16 protein-coding genes and 1 pseudogene are annotated in these 17,873 nt (G+C 43.3%); 9 read left to right on the top strand and 8 right to left on the bottom strand.

Features of this window, described 5'->3' with window-relative positions; translation table 11 throughout:
• Window positions 1-46: 46 nt before the first annotated feature.
• From ubiG to yfaE, 4 genes are all read left to right on the top strand, one after another.
• Window positions 47-751: a bifunctional 2-polyprenyl-6-hydroxyphenol methylase/3-demethylubiquinol 3-O-methyltransferase UbiG gene (gene ubiG / locus ACX5KA_RS15710; protein WP_458731623.1), complete on the top strand. Its 705-nt coding sequence runs from the start codon at window positions 47-49 to the stop codon at window positions 749-751.
• A 544-nt stretch (window positions 752-1,295) separates the two neighbouring features.
• A complete protein-coding gene (gene nrdA, locus ACX5KA_RS15705) occupies window positions 1,296-3,617 on the top strand; it encodes a class 1a ribonucleoside-diphosphate reductase subunit alpha (protein WP_136781687.1) in 2,322 nt (773 codons plus the stop codon).
• Between the two features lie 122 nt (window positions 3,618-3,739).
• Window positions 3,740-4,870, top strand: coding sequence for a class Ia ribonucleoside-diphosphate reductase subunit beta (nrdB, locus tag ACX5KA_RS15700; RefSeq protein ID WP_039220832.1), 1,131 nt, complete (start codon window positions 3,740-3,742; stop codon window positions 4,868-4,870).
• Window positions 4,871-4,882: 12 nt separating this feature from the next.
• Window positions 4,883-5,155, top strand: a complete 273-nt coding sequence (gene yfaE, locus ACX5KA_RS15695) for a class I ribonucleotide reductase maintenance protein YfaE (RefSeq protein ID WP_039220829.1) — start codon at window positions 4,883-4,885, stop codon at window positions 5,153-5,155.
• 101 nt (window positions 5,156-5,256) lie between these two features.
• Here yfaE and ACX5KA_RS15690 read toward each other — a convergent pair whose 3' ends face one another.
• Entirely contained in the window at window positions 5,257-5,499 is a 243-nt protein-coding gene (locus tag ACX5KA_RS15690) for a DUF2164 domain-containing protein (protein ID WP_039220826.1), read from the bottom strand.
• A gap of 226 nt (window positions 5,500-5,725) precedes the next feature.
• On the opposite strand from ACX5KA_RS15690, the gene ACX5KA_RS15685 reads away from it, so the two are divergent.
• Together ACX5KA_RS15685 and ACX5KA_RS15680 are read left to right on the top strand one after the other, a co-directional pair.
• On the top strand, window positions 5,726-6,082 hold the full coding sequence (locus ACX5KA_RS15685) for a hypothetical protein (protein WP_458731622.1): 357 nt from the start codon (window positions 5,726-5,728) through the stop codon (window positions 6,080-6,082).
• A 266-nt stretch (window positions 6,083-6,348) separates the two neighbouring features.
• Window positions 6,349-7,446: an NADH:flavin oxidoreductase gene (locus ACX5KA_RS15680; protein WP_458731621.1), complete on the top strand. Its 1,098-nt coding sequence runs from the start codon at window positions 6,349-6,351 to the stop codon at window positions 7,444-7,446.
• 38 nt (window positions 7,447-7,484) lie between these two features.
• On the opposite strand, the gene ACX5KA_RS15675 is transcribed toward ACX5KA_RS15680, so the two are convergent.
• The 6 genes from ACX5KA_RS15675 to dapA all read right to left on the bottom strand — a co-directional run bounded on the left by ACX5KA_RS15675 (window position 7,485) and on the right by dapA (window position 13,901).
• Window positions 7,485-9,818, bottom strand: a complete 2,334-nt coding sequence (locus ACX5KA_RS15675; RefSeq protein ID WP_458731620.1) for a sensor domain-containing phosphodiesterase — start codon at window positions 9,816-9,818, stop codon at window positions 7,485-7,487.
• A gap of 65 nt (window positions 9,819-9,883) precedes the next feature.
• The gene (locus tag ACX5KA_RS15670) at window positions 9,884-10,057 is read right to left on the bottom strand and encodes a GGDEF domain-containing protein (protein WP_458731630.1); all 174 of its coding nucleotides are present in this window, start codon (window positions 10,055-10,057) and stop codon (window positions 9,884-9,886) included.
• Between the two features lie 51 nt (window positions 10,058-10,108).
• A complete protein-coding gene (locus tag ACX5KA_RS15665) occupies window positions 10,109-10,987 on the bottom strand; it encodes a DMT family transporter (RefSeq protein ID WP_458731619.1) in 879 nt (292 codons plus the stop codon).
• A 187-nt stretch (window positions 10,988-11,174) separates the two neighbouring features.
• Window positions 11,175-11,888, bottom strand: a complete 714-nt coding sequence (gene purC, locus ACX5KA_RS15660; protein WP_039220816.1) for a phosphoribosylaminoimidazolesuccinocarboxamide synthase — start codon at window positions 11,886-11,888, stop codon at window positions 11,175-11,177.
• Window positions 11,889-11,900: 12 nt separating this feature from the next.
• A complete protein-coding gene (bamC, locus tag ACX5KA_RS15655; RefSeq protein ID WP_039220813.1) occupies window positions 11,901-13,004 on the bottom strand; it encodes an outer membrane protein assembly factor BamC in 1,104 nt (367 codons plus the stop codon).
• A gap of 12 nt (window positions 13,005-13,016) precedes the next feature.
• Window positions 13,017-13,901, bottom strand: a complete 885-nt coding sequence (gene dapA / locus ACX5KA_RS15650) for a 4-hydroxy-tetrahydrodipicolinate synthase (RefSeq protein ID WP_014998514.1) — start codon at window positions 13,899-13,901, stop codon at window positions 13,017-13,019.
• A 178-nt stretch (window positions 13,902-14,079) separates the two neighbouring features.
• On the opposite strand from dapA, the gene ACX5KA_RS15645 reads away from it, so the two are divergent.
• Window positions 14,080-14,643 (top strand): glycine cleavage system transcriptional repressor, encoded by a 564-nt coding sequence (locus tag ACX5KA_RS15645; protein WP_014949661.1) that lies wholly within the window; start codon window positions 14,080-14,082, stop codon window positions 14,641-14,643.
• On the top strand, window positions 14,621-15,085 hold the full coding sequence (gene bcp, locus ACX5KA_RS15640) for a thioredoxin-dependent thiol peroxidase (RefSeq protein ID WP_014949662.1): 465 nt from the start codon (window positions 14,621-14,623) through the stop codon (window positions 15,083-15,085). Before ACX5KA_RS15645 ends, bcp begins: the two co-directional genes overlap by 23 nt.
• Window positions 15,086-15,245: 160 nt before the next feature.
• Here bcp and ACX5KA_RS15635 read toward each other — a convergent pair whose 3' ends face one another.
• The gene (locus ACX5KA_RS15635; RefSeq protein WP_039220808.1) at window positions 15,246-16,319 is read right to left on the bottom strand and encodes an AI-2E family transporter; all 1,074 of its coding nucleotides are present in this window, start codon (window positions 16,317-16,319) and stop codon (window positions 15,246-15,248) included.
• A 346-nt stretch (window positions 16,320-16,665) separates the two neighbouring features.
• Between ACX5KA_RS15635 and ACX5KA_RS15630 the strand changes: the two are divergent.
• Window positions 16,666-17,847: pseudogene (locus tag ACX5KA_RS15630) on the top strand (M48 family metalloprotease); the annotation flags it as partial.
• Between the last annotated feature and the right edge of the window lie 26 nt (window positions 17,848-17,873).

Below are 17,873 nucleotides of genomic sequence, written 5' to 3'. Positions count from 1 at the left end.
AATTTACGATATCTTAAAAATAGATAGATTAAGGATTGTTTTACTCATGACGAACGTCGATCAACAAGAAATCAATAAGTTCTCTGAACTCGCTTCTCGCTGGTGGGATCCAGAAGGTGAATTTAAGCCATTGCACCTTATTAACCCACTTCGCTTAGACTTCATTAATCAACACAGTGAAGGCCTGTTTGACAAAAAGGTCGTCGATATTGGCTGTGGTGGCGGTATTCTAGCAGAGTCTATGGCACGTGCAGGCGCGACGGTAACAGGTTTAGATATGGCAGAAGCCTCGTTAGAAGTAGCGAAGCTGCACGGTTTAGAATCAGGTATAAAAGTTGACTACGTATGTTCAACTGCCGAAGCATTCGCAGAAGCAAATGCGGGACAGTTCGACGTGGTGACCTGTATGGAAATGTTGGAGCATGTACCCGACCCGGCTTCTGTTGTGCTGGCCTGTGCTAAGTTGGTTAAGCCTGGTGGCCATGTTTTCTTTTCTACGCTTAACCGAAACCTAAAGTCGTATCTGATGGGGATCGTAGGAGCGGAATATATCCTTAAACTGGTTCCAAAAGGCACCCACGATCACAGTAAATTTATAAAGCCGTCTGAACTTATGTCGATGACAGACCAAGCAGGTCTTTTACCCCGTGATATGACGGGTTTGCACATGGACCCAATTTCGCAGGGCTTTTATCTTTCGTCTAATAATGTAGACGTAAACTACTTACTATATACAGTAGCGCAAAGTTAATTTAACACTATATATTGGGCTGCGGCGATATTTTAAACACCATATATCGTGTTTATATAAAAACTTAATTCTAAGAATAAATTAATTTTTACGATTAAGATTTTCTTTAAAACGCTTGCATTCCAGATATTTTACGCTTGTAGAACGCTAAAAAGTTAGTTGTTACTAACATAAATTTCATGCCAGATTGAGTGCTCGAAATACCACCAGATATTGGGTTGCAATCAAGTCAAAACCTCACTATCTTGTGTTTAATTCAGCACGCGATCCCAACACAGATTTTCGGGATCAAACAGATCTGCAGATCATCTTTGGTGGTGTCATTTATGGCCTGCAACGTTAACCTCGCTGAAAATACAAAGCAGTAAAGAATTAAAAAGGCAGTCTCTACTTTATACGTCCAGTATTGGTTTAGGCCGCTTTAGTGTGTGTAGTTATCTGGCGTGAGCCAAGTTCGATAACAGCGCCCACAATTAAAATTAAAAACGAAAATGGGCTCATGATAGTCCACGCTTCAAGCGCTAACAGAAAAACGGCCAGTAACATGAACAACAACTTATTCGTCACCAAACGCAACGGTGAAAAAGAGTCCATCGACTTAGAGAAAATTCACAAAGTCGTTACATGGGCAGCGAAAGGACTTAAAAACGTTTCTGTTTCACAAGTTGAAATCAAGGCACAGATTCAGTTCTATGATGGTATTAACACCAGTGAGATCCACGAAACCCTGATCAAATCAGCAGCAGATTTAATCTCTACCGATGCGCCAGATTATCAATACCTAGCTGCGCGCTTGGCCATTTTCCACCTTCGCAAAAAAGCCTATGGTCAATTTGAGCCGCCTGCCCTACTTGAGCATGTAGGTAAGATGGTTGATATGGGCAAGTATGATAAGCACCTGCTTGAAGACTACACGCCTGAAGAATTTGCTGAGATGGACACGTACATTGACCATTGGCGAGACATGAATTTCAGCTATGCCGCAGTTAAGCAGCTTGAAGGCAAGTACTTGGTCCAAAACCGTGTTACTGGTGAAATTTACGAAAGTGCACAGTTCCTATATATCTTAGTGGCTGCCTGTCTTTTCGCAAATTATGACAAAGCGACGCGTATGGACTACATTCGCCGCTTCTACGATGCTGCTTCAACATTCAAGCTGTCGTTGCCTACACCTATTATGGCTGGCGTACGTACGCCTACTCGCCAGTTTAGCTCATGTGTACTTATCGAGACCGGCGACAGCTTAGATTCAATCAATGCAACGGCAAGTGCCATTGTTAAATACGTAAGTCAGCGTGCTGGTATCGGTGTTAATGCAGGCCGTATTCGCGCACTAGGTAGCCCTATTCGCGGCGGTGAAGCATTCCATACGGGTTGTATTCCATTCTACAAATACTTCCAAACAGCCGTTAAAAGCTGTTCACAAGGTGGTGTTCGTGGTGGCGCTGCTACGTTGTTCTACCCTATCTGGCATATGGAAGTAGAATCACTATTAGTGCTTAAGAATAACCGCGGTGTTGAAGAAAACCGTGTACGTCACCTAGACTACGGCGTTCAGTTCAACAAACTAATGTACCAGCGCATGATGAAAGACGGCTACATCTCACTATTCAGCCCGTCTGACGTGCCTGGTCTTTACGATGCCTTCTTCGCTGACCAAGAGAAGTTTGAAGAGCTATACGTTAAATACGAAAACGACGACAGCATCCGCAAAAAGCAAATTAAAGCCATGGAGCTATTCAGCTTGTTCATGCAAGAGCGTGCAAGCACAGGTCGTATTTATCTACAAAACGTTGACCACTGTAATACGCACAGCCCGTTTAACCCAGAAGTTGCGCCAGTTCGTCAGAGCAACCTGTGCCTTGAAATTGCGCTACCTACTAAGCCGCTTCAGCACGTTAATGATGAGAATGGTGAAATTGCACTATGTACGCTGTCAGCGTTTAACTTAGGTGCGATTAAATCACTGGACGAGTTTGAAGAGCTGTCTGACCTTGCAGTACGTGCGCTAGATAACCTGCTTGATTACCAAGACTATCCTGTTCCTGCTGCGTATAACGCAACAATGGGACGTCGTACGCTGGGTGTTGGTGTTATCAACTTTGCATACTACCTTGCTAAAAATGGCGTTAAATATTCTGATCACAGCGCGAACGGTCTAGTTCACCGCACGTTCGAAGCAATGCAGTACTATCTACTTAAAGCGTCGAACAATCTTGCTAAAGAAAAAGGTGCGTGTCCTAAGTTTAACGAAACCACCTATTCTCAAGGCATCATGCCAATTGATAGCTACAAGAAAGATCTTGACAGCGTATGTAATGAACCACTTCATTACGACTGGGATGCACTTCGTGAAGAAATCAAAACTCACGGTTTGCGTAACTCTACGCTGTCAGCATTAATGCCGTCAGAGACGTCTTCTCAGATTTCTAACGCGACAAACGGCATTGAGCCACCGCGTGGCTTTATCAGCATTAAGTCGAGCAAAGATGGTGTTCTTAAGCAAGTTGTACCTGAGTACGAAACGCTAAGAGACCAATATGAGCTACTTTGGGATATTCCTTCAAACGATGGTTACCTACAACTTGTTGGTATCATGCAGAAGTTTATCGACCAAACTATCTCAGCGAATACCAACTACGATCCAAGCCGTTACGAAGGTAACAAGGTACCAATGAAGCTTCTTCTTAAGGACCTTCTTACTACGTATAAACTGGGCGTTAAAACACTTTACTATCATAACACTCGCGACGGCGCGTCAGACACCTCTGCTCTCGATGCTAAAGCGAGCGAGCCTATGCCACGTCAAGAGGAAGTGGTTGTAGAGGAAGATGATGATTGTGCAGGTGGTGCGTGTAAGATTTAGAACACGCCCCCTGTTTAAATGGCAAATGCATAAAAGGAGTTAACTGCATTTGCCATTAACGTTTCGCAGCAAGAACACAAACAATAATACGCGTTAATCATTAAGTTTTTAGTTAGGCCATCATGAAATACACTACGTTTAATCAGCAAAGTACTAATCCATTGATCGAGCCGATGTTTTTCGGTAACCCCGTAAACGTTGCACGCTACGACCAGCAAAAGCATGCCATATTCGAAAAGCTTATTGAGAAGCAAATTAGCTTTTTTTGGCGCCCTGAAGAAGTTGACGTTTCTCGCGACCGTGTTGATTTTCAAAAACTAACCGACCCAGAAAAGCACATCTTTATTTCAAACCTTAAGTACCAAACCCTGTTAGATTCGGTGCAAGGCCGTAGTCCGAACATCGCGTTCTTGCCTATTATTTCACTACCAGAGTTAGAAACTTGGGTTGAAACATGGTCTTTCTTTGAGACTATTCACTCACGTTCGTATACTCATATTTTGAGAAACTTGTTCTCAGACCCAAGCGAAATATTCGAAGATATCGTAGTGAATGACGAAATTAAGCGACGTGCTGCTGATATTTCTAAATATTACGATGATCTCATTTTCGCCACTCAGCTTTGGCAGACACAGGGTGAAGGCGTACATACAGTGAATGGTGTTGCACACACTATCAACATGTATGAGCTTAAGAAGAAGCTTTACCTATGCATGAACTCGGTGAACGCACTGGAAGCAATCCGTTTCTACGTGTCTTTTGCCTGCACATTCGCTTTCGCTGAGCGGAAGCTGATGGAAGGTAATTCTAAGATTATTCGTTTGATTGCCCGTGACGAGAATCTGCACTTATCTTCAACACAGCATATCCTTAATTTGTGGGCTAAGGGTAAAGATGACCCTGAAATGGCGCAAATTGCAGAAGAATGTAAAGAAGAAGCGCGTGCTATCTTTATGAACGCCGTTGAGCAAGAAAAGCAGTGGGCTGACTACTTGTTCCAAAACGGTTCAATGATTGGTCTGAACAAGGAAATTCTTTGCCAATACGTCGAGTATATTGCTAACCAGCGTATGTCTGCCATTGGCCTAGACATGCCATTTGAGGTTAGCAGTAATCCACTTCCATGGATGAACAACTATCTGAACTCAGACAATGTGCAGGTGGCACCTCAAGAGTCTGAAATCAGTTCTTATCTGGTAGGACAGATCGATTCTGCTGTAAGCGAAGATGACTTTGCTGATTTTGAGCTGTAAAACTACAGCTTAATGAGTAGTAACGATAAATCACTCCGCATCGACGTTGTCGATGTGGGGGCGATTATTGCCCCCCAAGATAAAACCCTCTTACACGCCCTTGAAGAAGCGGACGTTCATATTCACTACCATTGCCGTGAAGGTTTTTGTGGTGCATGCCGAACAAAACTTATTGAAGGCGAAGTTGAGTACACTACCGATCCCCTAGCCTTCATTGACGACGATGAGATTCTTCCATGTTGTTGCGTGGCTAAACGCCCATTAAAAATAAAAGTTCCTCTTTAACTTCATACTCAAGCCTGAAAAAATCGTATTATCTATGGCTTTGCCGCGAACCTCTTCAGTTTTTAGCACCTGATTTCGGAAAGAAGAAACCTAATCTTGCATTAAAGGATCTTTTCAATCGCGTACAACTCTTCATCAATCACTTGCAGACGCGACGCAACAACGGTTCTCGCATCGCTCACTCCTTTGTTGTAAAACGATGCACCCATCTCTTTACTAATGAAATCAAGCAAGAAGTCACCGTCAAACTGACCCAGTTCAATACCTAATTCATCATCAAAATATTGTTGCAATTTAGCGACCAATACTTCTTTCTCTTCTCGTGTAAATGGAATATCACTCATTGTATTCTCTCTTTCGTTCTTACCTAAGCACATGATTTTAAATTGCATTTTAAATTACATGTCTATTTTATTTTTATTGAGCTATTTACCTAAAAAGTTTTATCTAGCTGGTATGTTTTTCGCAGTAAATCCGTCACTCAGCTATATTTTTTAATGAGTATCAAATGGAAGTAGCTGGACGTTGAGCTTTGTATGCTTCTACCCTAATAGCGCTCTGGCAGAGCTAATGCTAAAGAAGGTCGCTATTCAACAAGACGAGAGGTTAACCATGAAAATTTTACCGCTTCTAGGTATAGCGTGTGCATTCACAATAAACAGTCTACCAGCAGATGCCAACCCCAATTACCCACAAAAGGATAAGACACTTCCTCCGGGCATAGAGAAGAAGTATGAGCGCACGGGCAAACTACCGCCAGGTTGGGAAAAGAAACTAATTGTTGGCAAGCGTTTGGACCACGATATTTACGAACATGGAAAAGTAATAGTCCCAATGGGTGATGACGGTATTATTACCGTTCGCATTGAGAACAAAGTGGTTAGACTAATTCAAGCCACAAGAGAAATTGTCGAAATCCTCGATTGAGCATTTTGTCTAGAGCACTTCGGTAGTGCTCTACAGTTAACTGTTACTTATGGCCTACTATCAGCATTTGAAAATTGACTTAGCTGTCTTCCACAGTAGTATCAAATGTACTTGACGGTTTTGCGAAAAGGAACCGTTTGATTTTCTTCAATTTCAATGTCTCTTACCCCGTTGGATGTTGGAAGTATTTTAGTCAGGCCAGTAAGTTACCTAGTAGGTGATACTACCAAAAGGCCCAAACGCAAAATAAATTTCAGGAATAAAAGATGGCAACTAACGCCCTGTTTAAGCCTTACTCACATGGCAATCTTTCATTAACCAACCGTATCGTTATGGCCCCTATGACCCGCCAGTTCTCACCGAACGGTGTTCCAACACCTGATGTTGCGGCTTATTACAAGCGTCGTGCGCAAGGTGGTACAGGGTTAATTATTACTGAGGGCACCACGGTTAACGATAACGTTGCGACAATGGACGCCAATATTCCTCAATTCCACGGCGAACAAGCCTTAAGCGGATGGAAAACCGTAGTAGATGAGGTTCACAGTGTAGGTGGAAAAATTATGCCTCAGCTGTGGCACGTAGGTATGGCAAGGGTTGCAGAAAAAGCGCCTTTTCCTGACCTACCAAGTGCAGGACCTTCAGGTTTATTCAAACCTAGAAAACAAGGTGCTGAACCGATGACTGTGCAACACATTGAGTCTGTGATAGCGGCCTTTGCGCAAGCTGCAGCTGATGCTAAATCCATCGGTATGGATGGGATAGAAATTCATGGCGCACACGGTTACTTAATCGACCAGTTTTTCTGGGAAGGCACCAACCAAAGAAGTGATAGTTGGGGAGGCAGCATGGAGAACCGCGGGCGTTTTGCTGTCGAAATTATTAAGGCTATACGCGCTGCTACAGGCCCAGATTTCCCTATTATTCTTCGCTATTCACAGTGGAAACAACAAGACTATACCGCACGCTTGGCCCACTCCCCTCAGGAGTTAGAGCAGTTTTTAATACCTCTAAGTGAAGCTGGTGTTGATGTTTTCCATTGTTCTCAGCGCCGTTACTGGGAAAACGAGTTTGAGGGTAGCAATTTGAATCTTGCTGGCTGGACGAAAAAGCTTACAGGTAAGCCCACCATTACAGTAGGGTCGGTAGGTTTAAATGACGACTTCTTCGGTGCGTTTAAAGGACAAGATTCAAGTACTCGTTCGGTGGACGACTTACTAGAGAGGCTGGATGCGGGCGAGTTTGATCTGGTCGCAGTGGGACGGGCACTTTTACAAGATCCTAATTGGGCGAACAAGATAAAAGAAAACCGGACGGATGAACTAGAGCAATACTCAGGCAAAGCGTTGGCAACCCTTTCTTAGGGCGGATTTCTGCAAGCACTAGCACTGTTCTAGCTGTGCTAGTGCTTTTGCCAGAAAGCCTCAAAGTCAGTTTTGCTCAGAGGCTCGGCAATCAAATAGCCTTGCGCGTAATCACAGCCCATACTCCTTAAAATATCGTATTGCTCTTGCGTCTCTACACCTTCAGCCACAACTTTTATACCGAGTTTTTTTGCCATTACAATAATGGCTTCACACTGCACCTTATCATTGCTAACGTCAGTCATCGACTTCACAAAGCTCCTGTCAATCTTGATAAAGTCTGTAGGAAAGCGCTTTAAATATGAAATAGAGCTGTAACCTGTACCAAAATCATCCAACGCGATATCAACGCCTGCTTGCCTAAACTGGAAAAGCTTCTTGGACACCATCTCGTTGGCTTCCATTAATAAGTTTTCCGTGACTTCAAGAAGTATAGAACGCGCAGAGATCTTCTGGTCTAAAAGCAGGTTTAACCATTGAGTTATATTAGATTCTAAATTGAAGTAGTGGCTAGGTGACGTATTAATACTCACCTGCAGCTCTTGACGGTTTTCGGCTTTCCATTGTTTGATATTGGCACAGACTTCATTAAATACCCAATTACTGATATCAATGATGAGTCCAGATTCTTCAGCAAGTGGAATAAATTCATCAGGTGTAATTCTCCCCTTCGTGGGATGCTGCCATCGAAGTAACGCTTCAGCTTTCATCACTTTCTGGCTACTGAAACATGCAATTGGCTGGTACTCAATAAACAATTCTTTGTTCTTAACTGCATAGCGCAAATCATTCAACAAGGTCATTCTTTTGATTGCTGCAGTTTGCATGTCGTGGGTATAATACTGGTAACTATTTTTACCTTGGTCTTTCGCACCGTACATCGCTTGATCGGCATTCTTTAAGAGGCTTTTTACGTCTTTCGCATCGTCAGGGTACAGCGTAACCCCTAAACTTGCGCTAGTATGCACACGTTCTAACTCTAATATGTAAGGCTTACCTATTGTTCTAAGCAATTTCTGAATGACCTGCTCGATAGAACTCAAGCCTTTGATGCTGTTCAGAATAATAACGAACTCATCACCACCTAACCGGGATACGGTGTCATCTGAACGCAAACATTGTTTTATTCGCTTAGCGCACTCAATAAGAAGCTTGTCGCCCATATCGTGACCAAGCGTATCATTGATATCTTTAAAATTATCTAAATCTAAAAATATCACTGCTACCTTTTCATTGTCTCTATCAGCGGTTTTTAATGCCAGCTGCAAGTGGTCCAACATAAGATTTCTATTGGGAAGCCCAGTTAGCGAATCAAAATTCGCCTGTCTCCAAATAAGTTGGTTCGCGAGCTCTCTTTCAATGGCAATGCTGGCAATATGCGCGAACTGCTCAATTAGCAACATTTCATCGGCCGTCGGTATGGCCTTTTCTCTGTGATAGATGGCGAAGGTACCAATGACCTCACCGTTTGACCCCTGAATCGGTTGCGACCAACACGAGCGCACACCAGCGCGCAATGCTAAATCTTTCCAATCGGTCCAAAAGGGGTGCGTACTGATATCTTCAACATTGGTCGGTAAGTTCGTCGCGGCTGTATTTCCACATGATCCCCTGCCTACACCAAACTCAACGCCATCGATAGCGTCGTTATAAAAGTCGGGTAAAGAAGGCGCAGCACCCTTTTTCAGCGTGCCATCTTCTAATAGCAGGATACTGCAAATTTGATCTGTGTATTCGGCCTCTATAGCATTCACAATGTCGTGGAGCACGGTATGTAGTGATTCTGCATTTACCACTTTCTCTAAAATAGCGCTCCTAACACGGGTGATTTTTTGTGTTTGAGCTAGTCGATATTGGTATTCTTCCAATTGAAGAGAAAGGTCATTGTATTCTTGCCTCTTAAGTTCAGATTCAGCAAGTTGCGCGAGGTTTTCTAACTGTTGTATTTGGGCGTCATTAAGCGTTTTTGCAGCATCGTCAAATACACACAGCGTACCGACTGGGAATCCTTCAACCATCAGTCTAACACCGGCATAAAAGCGAATATGAGGATGGCCAACTACATAGGGATTGTTGTTAAACCGAGGATCGTTAAGTGTATCGGGCACAATTAAAGTTTTGTCTTGCGCAATAGTGTGGGCGCAAAAAGCCACGTGCCGCGTTGTTTCGGCCATATCAAGATTAACGGCAGACTTAAACCATTGCCTGTTTTCGTCAATAAGCGTTATCGATGCGAAATTACAATTAAAAACGCTGCTAGCGAGTCGCGTTATACGGTCAAAACGCTCTTCCGGCGGAGTGTCTAGCACACCCAGTCGCTTGAGTGCAGCAACGCGTTCATTTTCATTAGAAATTATCGGTGGTGCGCGCACAATTCGCTCCTAAATCACACCCGGTCGAATTACGCTCGGACTTCCGCGCGATTTCAATAGCGTTATCAGGCCAGTTGGACATTACTTTTGCCGCTCTCTTTGGCTTTATATAATGCGTCATCGGCTTCCGATAGTGCTGACTCAACAGTGTCGTGATGCTCTTTTACATAAGATACACCTGCACTGACTGTGATATCAATAAACTTTCTATTAACATCTAATGGGTTCGTGCTCTTAATTTGGAGGCTGGCTTACACTCGACATGTGGTCAATAAGCAATGACAACCATGCTATGCCTTCTTTATCACTAAGTAAATTCCACCTAACGTCATTACCGAAGCAAGCATTATTTGCGCTGTAAACTGTTCGCCTAGCGCCAACCATCCCATCAATGAAGCGAGTACAGGAACGCTAAGTTGCACAGTTGCGGCGGTGGTCGACTTGATAAGAGGAAGCGCACGATACCAAATTGCGTATCCACAGCCCGAGGCAAATATTCCTGATGCAAGCGCGTAATACATCCCTACTTTATCTAATACAAATTGGTCTGCTCCCACTGATAAGACAACACCTATTAGGGGAACACACAAAAAAGACGCGTAAATGAAATTTCCAGTGGTAGACATAAGGGCTGAGCTACTTTTTTTACCTAACAGCGAATAGACTCCCCATGCCATACCAGCTAAAACCATGAGTGAACCGGCAAGTAACGAAGGCGCTGATGCACTGGGCAATAATAAAATTACCAGACCTATAAACGCCAGAACAAAACCCAGCCACTGCCGACTGTTAAATCGTTCCCCGTTTATTAAGCCTACCGTGATCATGGTAAGTTGGACTGCGCCAAATAGTAATAACGCTCCAGTCCCTGTCGACATAGAAATATAGGCAAATGAGAAGCAGATAGCGTAAACAAACAAAGTGATTCCACCAAGCACACTTGCGTTGGCTTTGAGACCTTTAAACACGCTTTGAGAAGACGCGCTTTTCACGCCACGACGCAGAGAGTAAGAAGATAACAGTAATAGCGCTAACGCCCCGCTGGTTAAGCGTAAAAGTGTGAAACTAGCTGGATCTATGTCGGTATTGGCAAGTGCCATTCGACAAAGTAGAGAATTTGCAGCGAAAGCGCCCATCGCTACAGCGACCAAAAGAAACGTTTTCAACAACCTGAAACTCCCTATTTAATTATGAAATATCCAGCAACAGCACTAACTTATCCTGTTTTAGTCCGTAAGGAAAACTATCATACGGATAATGTAATGATTTAACAGGTGAAAAGTGAAGAAAGAATGTATAAACAAAAAAGAGGACCATCATGGTCCTCTTTTAACAAGTATCTAAGAGATGAGATTATTAAAGCGATAAGCCTAAGCGCTCAGCCACTTCAATATATGTCTCGACAACAGAGCCCAAACCTTGTCTAAAGCGGTCTTTGTCCATCTTTTTACGGGTTTCTTTATCCCACAAGCGACAGCCATCTGGTGTAAACTCATCACCTAGTACGATATTGCCATCTTTGTCGACACCAAACTCTAGTTTATAGTCTACAAGCAACATACCCGCGTCATCAAAAAGTGCTTTCAAAACACTGTTAACCTTGAAGGTCAATGCTTTCATTTCAGCAATTTGCGCTTCGGTTGCCCAACCAAATGATAAAATATGGTAGTCATTTACCATTGGGTCGTGAAGTGCATCATTCTTTAAGAAAAACTCGAAAATAGGTGGGTTAAGCTCTTTGCCCTCTTCCACACCCAGTCTGCGAACTAAAGAGCCAGCAGACAAGTTTCTCACCACACACTCAACAGGGATCATGTCGAGCTTCTTAACCAAAGACTCAGTGTCAGAAACCAGCTCCTCAACTTGCGTTGCAATGCCTGCTTCTTCAAGCTTTGTCATAATAAAGTGATTAAACTTGTTGTTTACTTCACCTTTGCGTTCTAGCTGTTCAATCTTCTCACCATCAAACGCCGAAGTGTCGTTTCTAAAGTGAAGAATAAGTTTATCGCTATCATCAGTGTAATAAACAGTTTTTGCTTTACCGCGGTAAAGCTCGTCGCGTTTTTCCATTCTCAGTCTCAGTTATATATCAAGGTTATCTTCTGACATGACCTCAGCAAATGCACTGTAAAGGTCGGAAACCTGATTTGCTTCAAACGGTACACTTTCATTATTCATGAAGGTAACTGACGTGCGATCTGCACCCGCTCTTGCAACTTTCAAACGATAGTCACCTTTCTTTAGTAACTCTTTATCGCTTGAGAATAAACCATCCCACCAACTACCTTGATCACCATTGTAAGTGACAAATAATAGGCCGTTTGATTTATCTAAATCTTTAACGTCAAAACCAAGCTTACGCAGTACTAACAGCATTCTTGGCCACGCTACATCATACTTAGCTTCTACGATATACGCCGCATCACCATCGGCATTAAAGCCCATCTCGGTATTGATACCCTGACGGATACGAGCAATTCTTCGCGTTTCTGCTAGTTGAATCTGATATTCATAATGACCAATAACCTGGTTTAAGACTTCTACCTCTTCACGGCGTTCTTCCATCGAAGATACCTCTGCAATCACATCATTGCCCAAGGTTTGCATGTAGTCTTTAAGTTCCACGGTCAACGCAGCGCTTCGGCCATGAGGCTTAACGTCTAAGCTGAATTCAAAACGTCGACCGATTTCGCTTTCTTCATCTATAAAGCTATACCAAGGACCTTCGATTTCTTTAGTCATAACCATCCAGTCAGTGACCAGCACTTTTTCTTCCGGACTAAAGCTATCAACACCAATCCCTTGCTCATCAAGGAAGCTCAAAAGCGAATTCCAAATTGCTCGACTTAATGGCTGGCTGTCATCAACTTGGTCAAACCAAATGGTTGCTGAGCTTTTTCCCTCTTCAATGTGAGAGCCAGTTACTAATGGTAAAACAAGCGCAGGCGAACGAATCATCAAAGATTTGCCCACTAGCTTCGGGTCGGCCTCTTGGCCTAGCTCAGGTAATGTAAAATCACGAGAAAAAGCAGGTGCATCTAAGTCAGAGGGTACTTTAAGCGTTTCTTGTTCTTTAGTTTTTAAGTATTCGTAGCTGCCAGACGCAGTTTTTCTATCTATTTGGCTTGAACAACCTGCAAGTGCAACCATCGCTACTGAACTTGCTATAGCCAGCGTTCTTTTCATCTGTGTTCCTTATTAACCAGAAATCAATGCGTATTTTTTTAGTAGTTCTTCGATACGTTTTTGGCTTGATAGTTCCGGTAAAACCATAGGTAATCGCATCACTGCGCTTTCCATCATGCCCATTTTGTACAATGCCCACTTGGGCATTACTGGATTTGGCTCAATAAATAGCTCGCTATGAAGCAACTTGATGGTTTCATCAATCTCGCGACATTTATCAAAATTCTTATCTAGTGCAGCTTCACACATCTGCGCGATCGCTTTTGGCACTATGTTGGCGGTAACAGAGATAACGCCGTGGCCGCCTTCACACATAAACTCGCAGCTTGAGCCGTCGTCGCCACTTAGTAGTACAAAGTCATCTGGAACCAATGGCTGAGTAGCCTTAAGGCGTGCGATATTACCGGTTGCGTCTTTAAGACCAACGATATTTTTGTGGGTTGCTAGTTTTGCTACCGTCTCAGGAAGCATGTCGGCAACAGTACGGCCAGGTACATTGTAAAGAATAACCGGTAAGTCGCTGGCGTCTGCAATTGCATTGAAGTGTGCGACCATGCCAGCTTGTTGAGGCTTGTTGTAATAAGGTACAACACTTAAGAAACCGTCAATACCTGTAGAGCCTAACTGCTCCGTAAGAAAAATAGCCTCTGCCGTAGAGTTTGCGCCACTACCCGCAATTACCGGAATTGCTCCCGATGCCATTGCAACGGTTTCTTTAACCACATCAATGTGCTCATCGAAAGGTAGCGTTGCTGACTCACCAGTAGTCCCGACCGACACTATTCCGTGGGTGCCCTGCTCTACATGAAACTTCACAAGTTTCTCTAAAGACTTGTAATCAATATCGCCGTTTTCGAACATCGGCGTGACGAGTGCAACGTAACTACCAGTAAACATAATCTCTCCGAAAAATGTAAGCGCACATGGTAAATATGTCGGTGCTTAAACACAAGTAATAGCGCAAGTAAAATGACAAGAATTTGACAATATCTTATTCAAAGGCCAGAAAAAGGCGCTGACTTATAAAAAAACTCTGTGCTAACATCCCGACATTATTAACATTGAAGTGAAGTAGATGTCGAAACACCAACTTATCGTCACCATTCTAGGGACAGACAAAAGTGGCATTTTAAGCGAAATTGCAACGACGGTATCAGAAGCTCAGTGCAATATTCTAGATAGCAGGCAAGCCATTTACGGCAAAGAGTTCTCGCTGACCATGATCATAGAAGGAACGCAAAGCGCTATCACAAAAGCTGAATGTATTTTACCTGCGCTATTTCAGCGCCTTGACCTGCTTTCTATGATGAAGCGCACTAGCCATCACGAAAAGCAAAACCTCGCCCATCTTTTTAATGTCGAGTTTAGCGGAGAAGACGCAGCTGGCTTGATTAAAGCGGTAACCGGCTTTTTTGCCGAGCGTCATGCAATGATAAGCGCATTTAGACAACGCACATTTAAAGACAAGACATCGGGTAAAGACAACATGCGTTGCAAATTTGTTGTTTCTCTTCCCTCTAATGAAAATGTAGACGCACTAGAATCTGATCTAATGTCCCTGTTCACTTCGTTAAATGTGACAGGCAAAGTTGTAGACAAACAAAAAAAGGATCCCAATGAAAACGTTACAAGCTGGTGATAAAGCCCCACAATTCTCATTGCAGAACCAAAATGATGAAACCGTATCTTTAGCTGATTTCGCAGGTAAAAAAGTACTGGTTTATTTTTACCCTAAAGCGATGACGCCAGGTTGCACAGTACAAGCCCAGGGCTTACGCGACGTAAACGAAGAACTAACGGCGAAAAATGTGGTTGTGCTAGGAATTAGCCCTGATGCAGTTAAACGCCTGCCTAAATTCATCGAAAAAGAAAACCTAAACTTTACGTTGCTTTCTGATGAAGACCACGCCGTTGCCGACGCTTTTGGTGTGTGGGGACCTAAAAAGTTTATGGGTAAAGAGTATGATGGCATTCATCGTCAAACATTCCTCGTGGATGAAAACGGTGTTATTGAGCACGTTTTCAACAAGTTCAAAACAAAAGAACACCACACCGTAGTACTTGATTATCTAAACAGCTAAACCGGTATAGAATTTAAAAAGCCCCGATAACATTATGTTTTCGGGGCTTTTTTATACTTACTCAATTCGTATCAGTGTTTACCTATAACGCCTATTTGAATCAGTACTCGTTTTGAATCTCGTACTGGATGGCGCTGACTGGTTCGCCAAATGGGAATAACTACTTTGCCTCTTCGGGTACAATAACGGGGTTACTAGACCACGCTGTAATTACCGCCTTCACGAGGGTAGCGAGAGGAATAGCGAAAAAGACGCCCCAAAAGCCCCAAAGACCGCCAAACACCAGAACAGCAACAATGATATAAAGCGGGTGAAGACTTACCGCCTCAGAGAACAATAACGGAACCAGTAAATTACCATCTAACGCCTGGATAATGCCGTAAGCTATCATTAGATACCAAAACTCTGGCGATATACCCCACTGAAACATTGCAACAATTGCGACGGGTATGGTTACCACTGCAGCACCGATATATGGAATAAGTACAGAAAACCCGACTAAAACCCCAAGTAAGATGGCGTAACGTAAATCCATAAGCACGAAGGTTACACAACTCACTACGCCAACTATAATAATCTCAATCACCTTGCCGCGAATATAATTAGCGATTTGAGAATTCATCTCGTGGCCCACTTGGGTGATTAAGCGGCGCTCTTTTGGCAACAAACGAGAAATGCTGTCTAGAAAGAAAAGCTTATCTTTCAGCATGAAAAATACCATCAAGGGCACCAGCACCATATAAACTAGCAGTGCGGCTAAATTGGCGATATTGCTGAACGAAGCAGAAATTAGGGTTTCCCCCACTTCTACTAACTTGTCATTTAGCCCTTCCATCATTTGATGGATTTGATACACCTGCACGTAATCTGGATACTTATCTGGCAACGTCAATATCCACTCTTGAGCTTTTTGCCAAATTAACGGCGTTTCCTGAATAAGGTTTACACTCTGCTTGGAAATAATGGGAACCAGACCAATCAAGGTTAAAATAGTGATGGTGATAAACCCGAGCAATACAACGCCACATGCCAAGGTGCGACTAACACCAACATTCACTAAGCGACTTACCGGCCAGTCAAGCAAATAAGCTATAACCGCTGCAACCAGCACAGGCATAATTAGTTCGCCCCACAACAGCAATACTGTTGTAGTTAGAAGAATCAAAATCAGCAGCATCGCTGCATCTGGATCGGAAAATTTGCGTCGGTACCATCGACCAAAAACGCTAATCATAGGAACGCCTAGAAATAACCAAGAATAGGACACGCATCATAGTTGATAGCGCAGGCAATTAGCAATAAGTAGTAGTTAAGAATCTTTCAAAATCAAACTGGTATGATGTTTTTACAGTATAAGCATTAATGTGTAGAGTGGTTGTTACAACAGTAAAAGAATAAACTGGATGCGTTTGTGTGTCGCATTGGTACAAACGTCGTGTCATAAACGAAATAGCGTAGGCGATATTGTCTCGTTTATTCGAAAATAACGCATATAAGAAATAAATAAAAATTGAAACTGTTTAGCAACTTAGCGCTCTAAGGATTAAGCAGTATTAACCATATACAATGATTGTAGGTTCATGAGAAAAAAGTTTTCAGCATCTTTGGTTGCCCTTTCCTTCGTGCTCACATCGAGCCTCACGGCTGTTGCACAAGATGCCAATTACAGTAATAAAAATGCGTTACCTGAAATAGGTGTTGTTGCGTCAGACGCCATATCGCTTGATAAGGAGATGATCGTTGGCGATGCCGTAATGCGGCAAATGCGCGGTCAAAGTCCAGTAATCTCAGATCCGGTTCTGGATGAATATCTACAGGATGTTGGCAACCGATTGGTTGTCCATGCTGACAACGCCAAGTTTCCTTTTGAATTTTTCTGGGTCAATAATGATGCCATTAACGCATTTGCGTTTTTTGGCGGTCACATTGGTGTTCACACAGGTTTAATGCGTCGTGCTGAAAATGAAAGTGAACTGGCTTCGGTGCTAGCGCACGAAATTTCTCACGTAACTCAACGCCACATAGCGCGACGTATGCAGGCGCAGCAGCGCTCATCTCCCCTAGCCTTGGCGTCACTTATCGGCGGTGTACTCATTGCAATGGCTAACCCAGAAGCGGGCATTGCCGCCATGCAGGCAGGTTCAGCAGCCTCAGCACAGATGCAAATCGACTACACCCGCTCCAACGAACAAGAAGCAGACAGAATAGGCATTGCTATGCTGGCGAGAGCCGGTTTTGATCCCAATGCTGCAGCATCGTTTTTCTCAACAATGGCAGAAGAATACCGTATGGTTTCTCGTCCACCCGCAAGGCTGCTCACTCACCCTTTAACCGAAACCCGTATTGCTGATGCGAGAAATCGCGCTGGTGACTATCCTAGACGCTACTTACCCATTAACAAGCAATTCGAGTTGGCTAAAGCACGTATAAAGGCACGCTACTCGTTTAAAGCTGATTACGCTGTAGAATATTTCGAAGCGGCAGTGGCTCAAGACGTACAGCGCAGTAAAGAAGCGTCATTATATGGTTTAGCGCTTGCTTATATGCGCGCCGAAAAAATCGAAAAAGCCAAAGACATTATGGATGAGTTAATAGCAAAAGATAGAGGAAACCTCTTTTATCTCGACGCTATGACAGATATCTATATTTCGCAAGGTGAGCCTTTAAAAGCCGTTGAAATGCTAAGACCTCACGTTACGCATAACCCTAGAAATCAAGTATTGGCATTAAACCAGGCCAATGCTTACATAAGCGCAAACAAATAGGGGTTCTAGGGATTTTCCCCTCT

The organism is Alteromonas alvinellae, assembly GCF_902705805.1.
Note: the sequence above shows the minus strand (reverse complement) of the source record. Positions and strands in the feature narration are given on the sequence as shown.